The following is a 4,743-nucleotide window of genomic DNA, read 5'->3' as shown; positions in this document are numbered from 1 at the left end:
CTTCTTCTGGCGTACGGACGTGCGCCTGCCACACCGCACACCGCCACACCTCACACCGCCGGACCGCCGGCCGCCGGACGACTGGCCGTCCGTGGCGGTCGTCGTCCCCGCCCGGGACGAGGCGGAGGTGCTCCCGGAGAGCCTTCCGTCGCTGCTCGCCCAGGACTACCCGGGCCGGGCCGAGGTGTTCCTGGTCGACGACGGCAGCACGGACGGCACCGGCGACCTCGCCCGGTCGCTGGCCGCCGAGCGCGGCGGGCTGCCGCTGAGCGTAAACTCCCCCGGCGAGCCCGGGCCCGGCTGGACCGGCAAGCTGTGGGCCGTCCGGCACGGCATGGCGCTGGCCCGCGCCCGGACCGACGCCGAGTACCTGCTGCTGACGGACGCCGACATCGCGCACGCGCCCGGCAGCCTGCGCGCCCTCGTCGAGGCGGCCCGCGCGGCCGACCTCGACCTGGTGTCGCAGATGGCCCGGCTGCGGGTGGTCACCCCGTGGGAACGGCTGATCGTCCCGGCCTTCGTGTACTTCTTCTCGCAGCTCTACCCGTTCCGCTGGGTCAACCGGCCGGGCGGCCGGACGGCGGCGGCGGCCGGCGGCTGCGTCCTGCTGCGCCGGGAGGCGGCGGAGCGGGCCCGGATCCCGGACGCGATCCGGCACGCGGTGATCGACGACGTGACCCTGGCGCGCGCGGTCAAACGGTCCGGCGGCCGGATCTGGCTGGGCCTCGCCGAGCAGGTGGACAGCATCCGCCCCTACCCACGCCTGGGGCAGTTGTGGCGGATGGTGTCCCGCAGCGCCTACGCGCAACTCCTGTACCAGCCGCTGCTGCTGCTCGCCACGGTGGCCGGGCTGGCCGTCGTCTACCTGGCCCCGCCCGCGGCCGTCCTGGCCGGCGCCGCCGGCGGGAGCCTCCCGGCCCTGGTCGCCGGGGCGGCGGCGTGGGCGGTGATGACGGGCACGTACCTGCCGATGCTGCGCTACTACCGGCAGCCGCCGTGGCTCGCGCCGCTGCTCCCGTTCACTGCCGCCCTGTACCTGCTGATGACGGTCGACTCGGCGGTCCAGCACTATCGCGGCCGGGGCGCGGCCTGGAAGGGGCGGACGTACGCCCGCCCCGAGGCCGCGCCCTCCGAACGGCCCTGACCGGCCGGCCGGCTCACTTCCTGCCGGGCGTCCAGTTCATCCCCCAGCCGTACGCGTGGTCCAGCGTGCGCTGCGGGCTGACGCCCCGGTCGGGGACCAGGTAGCGGGCCTCGCGCTGGACGACGAGGTCGCCGCCGTTGTTGGTGATGAGCGCCAGCGCGCAGACGTTGGACGGCACGGTGCACTCGTCGAGCGAGAAGTCGATGGGCGCGCCGTGCTGCGGCTGGAGGGTGACCGTGGCGTGGAGGCCCGCGAAGCTGCTGGCCCCCTGGTAGATCGTGACGAAGACGAGGATGCGCCGGAAGTCACGGCTGTGGTCGAGGTTGATGGTGAGGTTCTCGCCCTGCGCCGCCGCGCCGGTGCGGTCGTCGCCGTCGAGGTGGATGTAGGGCGGGCGCTGGAGCGAGCCGAAGGAGTTGCCGAGGGCCTGCACCACGCCCTTCGTCCCGTCGTTGAGCTCGAAGAGGCAGCCGAGGTCGAGGTCCAGGTCGCCCTGGAGCGCCCGGGTGAGCCGGCGGCCCCAGCCGCCGCCCTTGGCCGGCTCCTGCTGCCGCATCTGCCAGTTGAGGTTGACGCGCAGCGCGCCCGAGGTGCCGCCCTGCTTGGTGAGCGAGACGGACGGGGCCTGCTTGGTGAGCGTGACCTTGGTCAGGTTCACGGACCGGGCGGCGGGGGCCGCGACAGGCGGTGCGGGCGGGGCGGCCGGTGCGGGCGGGGCCGCGGGGGGAGCCGCCGGGGCGGGAGGCGCGACGGGCGCGGCCACGGGAGCGGGCGGCGCGACGGGAGCGGGCCCCGGATCGTCCACCGAGATCCCGAAGTCGGTCGCCAGCCCGGCGAGCCCTCTGTCGTATCCCTGGCCGACCGCCCGGAACTTCCACTCGCCCTGCCGCCGGTAGAGCTCGCCGAGCACGAAGGCGGTCTCGACCGACGCGTCCTCGCTGTCGAAGCGCGCCAGCTCCGCGCCGCCCGCCGCGTCGAAGACCCGCACGTACAGCCCCGGCACCTGGCCGAACGTGCCGCCGTCGGCGGAGGCCGCGAGCACCACGGTCTCCACGTCGGGTTCGACCGAGGCCAGGTCGACGGCCAGGGTGTCGGTCACCGCGCCGGCCGCCGGCACCTTGCCCTCGTGCCGTACCGCGCCGGAGGTGTGCACGGCCTGGTTGTAGAAGACGAAGTCCGCGTCGGAGCGGACCCGGCCCCCGGCGAGGAGCAGCGCGGAGGCGTCCACGTCCGGTACGCCGGGGCCGGTCCGCCAGCCGAGTTCTATCCGCACCGCCGGCGCCGGAATCCGGACATTGGTGCCCTTCAGCATCCCCATCTGCCACCCCTGTAGAGCGATTCCCGGACGGGCCCCCGATCAGGCCCTGAACGATCCGGTCCCTTGCACCGGTCCAACGTACCGTGGCCCCCGAATTCTCCGCCTTCGCCCCGATTGGTCGTGGGCGCCGCAGGGGCCTCCGGAACCAACCCGGGTACCTGACTCCCCAACCGGCACATCGTGGGCTTAACTTAAGGGCTATGACCTCCCCCCGCAGTGCCTACGGCAGCGGTTACTACTCCGCGTCGTCGTTCCCGGACACCCCCATCTACGACAGCCTCGTCGCCGAGCGGGGCACCCCGCAGATCGCCCCGATCCGGGTGTCGGCGCCCTTCGACGGCGGGAGTCAGCTGCCCGCGCTGCCCGCCCTCCCCTCGGGCCCCTCCGGCCACGGCCCGGGCCCGGCGGCCGCGCCGGTGCCGCAGCCGCTGCAGAGCGGGTACGCCCCGCAGCCCCCGCAGTACGGCCAGGGCGGCCCGCAGATGGGCGGCCTCCAGCAGGCCCCGGCGCCGTACATCCCGCAGCAGGCGTCGGCGCCGCGCGGCTATCCCGGCCCGCAGCAGTACCAGCAGCGCCCGCCCGCCCCCGGCGGTCCGGCGGGGTACGACGCGATGCGCCCGGTGGCCCCCCGCCCGGCGCCCGGCCCGGGCGCGCAGCCCGGCCAGCCGGGCTCGTACGAGGACCCGTACCAGCAGCAGCGCCCGTACTCCGGTCCCGGGAGCTACTGACCGACGGCCGACGGCGGGAGAGGGCCGGCCCGGCGCGGAACGCGCCGGAAACCGGCGGGTGCGCACGGGCCCGGGACGGGCAGGATGACCGCATGGCGATCCCCCTCGTTCCCGCCCCACCCGTGCCCTCCCTCCTCTCGCTCCACGTCTACCCGGTGAAGTCGATGGCGGGGGGCTCGCCGGGGGAGGCGGCCGTCGAGCCGTGGGGGCTGGCCGGGGACCGGCGGTGGATGGTGACCGCGCCCGACGGCCGGTTCCTCACCCAACGCCAGGTGCCCCGGCTCGCGTTGGGTTCCGCTCGCGCGCTGCCCGGGGGCGGGGTGCGGATCTCCGGTCCGGGGGCCGCGCCCTTGGAGGTGCCGGTGCCCGGTCCCGGGCGGCGGGGGACGGTCACCGTGGAGGTGTTCCGGGACAAGGTCGAGGCGGTGCCCGCGGGCCCAGCGGCCGACGCCTGGGTGACCGCCTTCCTGGGCGTCGACGCCCGGCTGGTGCACATGGACGACCCGGCGGTCCGGCGCCCGGTCGACCTCCGGTACGGGCGCCCGGAGGACCGCGTCGGGTTCGCCGACGGCTTCCCGCTGCTGCTCACCACCGCCGCCTCGCTCGCGGCGCTCAACTCGCTCGTCGCCGGGGGCGACCACCCGGACGAGGGCCCGCTGCCGATGGACCGCTTCCGCCCGAACGTCGTGGTCGGCGGCACCGGCGCCTGGGCCGAGGACGGCTGGCGCCGCGTCAGGCTGGGCGAGGTGGCGTTCCGGGTCGTCAAACCCTGCGGACGCTGCGTCGTCACCACCACCGACCAGCGCACGGCCGCTCGCGGCCGGGAGCCCCTGCACACCCTGGGCCGCCACCGGCGCGGTGCGACGGGGCTCGTCTTCGGGCAGAACCTCATCCCCGAGCATCCCGGGGTGCTGCGGGCCGGCGACCCGTTCGAGGTCCTCGACTGACCGGTCCCTCCCCTTCCCGTACGCCGGCGCGCTCCCGTACGCCCCGGCGCGTCAACGCGCGGCCCCCGGACGTCCGCCGGGAGTGATTCCGCCCTGAGCCCCGTCCGTTCCCGCATGCGCCGCCTCCTGTGAGGTAATGAGACGCAGGGGGGTGAGCTCCATGAACGCGACGTCCCGGATGCGGTCCTGGGCCCGGCGGTCCGCCTGGCGCTGGCGGCGCAACCCGCTGCGCCGTCCCACCGACGTGCTGGAGAGCTGGATCGGGGTGGCCGCGGTGGTCCTGATGCTCGTCGTCGGGCCGCTGGCGGGGCTGCTGGCCGGTACGTCCGCCGACGCGGTGCTCCGGCGGACGGCCCGTGAACAGCAGTCCCACCGGCACCTGGTGAGCGCGGTGGCGCTCCGCCCGGAGCCGGTGCGCGGCACCGCGGGGGACCGCGAGGGGACGCCGGGGCGCGACGGCTACCACCGGGTCCTGGCCCGCTGGCCGAGCCCCGACGGCGGCTCGCGCACCGGCCTCGTACCGCTGCGGGGCGCCGAGGCCCCCGGCCGCCGGTTCCCGCTCTGGACGGACGACCGGGGCCGGCTCGCGGGCCGCCCGCTGGACGG

The 4,743-nt window shown here is 76.1% G+C and carries 5 protein-coding genes; 4 read left to right on the top strand and 1 reads right to left on the bottom strand.

Translation table 11 applies throughout. The features are described from left to right. On the top strand, positions 1-1,144 hold a 1,144-nt coding region (locus JNW98_RS33590; protein WP_372459387.1), incomplete at its 5' end, for a glycosyltransferase. Between the two features lie 13 nt (positions 1,145-1,157). On the opposite strand, the gene JNW98_RS33585 is transcribed toward JNW98_RS33590, so the two are convergent. After that, a complete protein-coding gene (locus JNW98_RS33585; protein WP_223772080.1) occupies positions 1,158-2,462 on the bottom strand; it encodes a TerD family protein in 1,305 nt (434 codons plus the stop codon). A gap of 200 nt (positions 2,463-2,662) precedes the next feature. Here JNW98_RS33585 and JNW98_RS33580 point away from each other — a divergent pair, with 200 nt between their 5' ends. The 3 genes from JNW98_RS33580 to JNW98_RS33570 form a co-directional block, all read left to right on the top strand. Then, the gene (locus tag JNW98_RS33580; RefSeq protein WP_223772079.1) at positions 2,663-3,190 is read left to right on the top strand and encodes a DUF6643 family protein; all 528 of its coding nucleotides are present in this window, start codon (positions 2,663-2,665) and stop codon (positions 3,188-3,190) included. Between the two features lie 92 nt (positions 3,191-3,282). After that, entirely contained in the window at positions 3,283-4,137 is an 855-nt protein-coding gene (locus JNW98_RS33575) for an MOSC domain-containing protein (protein WP_223772078.1), read from the top strand. Positions 4,138-4,297: 160 nt separating this feature from the next. Continuing rightward, positions 4,298-4,743, top strand: a 446-nt coding sequence (locus tag JNW98_RS33570) for an Rv1733c family protein (protein ID WP_223772077.1), incomplete at its 3' end; no start/stop codon positions are given.

The organism is Streptomyces huiliensis (assembly GCF_020037025.1).
Lineage (GTDB): Bacteria > Actinomycetota > Actinomycetes > Streptomycetales > Streptomycetaceae > Streptomyces > Streptomyces huiliensis.
This window is presented reverse-complemented; position numbering and strand designations above follow the sequence as displayed.

Excerpts from the sequence above, each read along its gene's own strand:
- JNW98_RS33585 (WP_223772080.1), bottom strand. The coding sequence starts at position 2,462 with ATGGGGATGCTGAAGGGCACCAATGTCCGGATTCCGGCGCCGGCGGTG.
- JNW98_RS33580 (WP_223772079.1), top strand. The coding sequence starts at position 2,663 with ATGACCTCCCCCCGCAGTGCCTACGGCAGCGGTTACTACTCCGCGTCG.
- JNW98_RS33575 (WP_223772078.1), top strand. The coding sequence starts at position 3,283 with ATGGCGATCCCCCTCGTTCCCGCCCCACCCGTGCCCTCCCTCCTCTCG.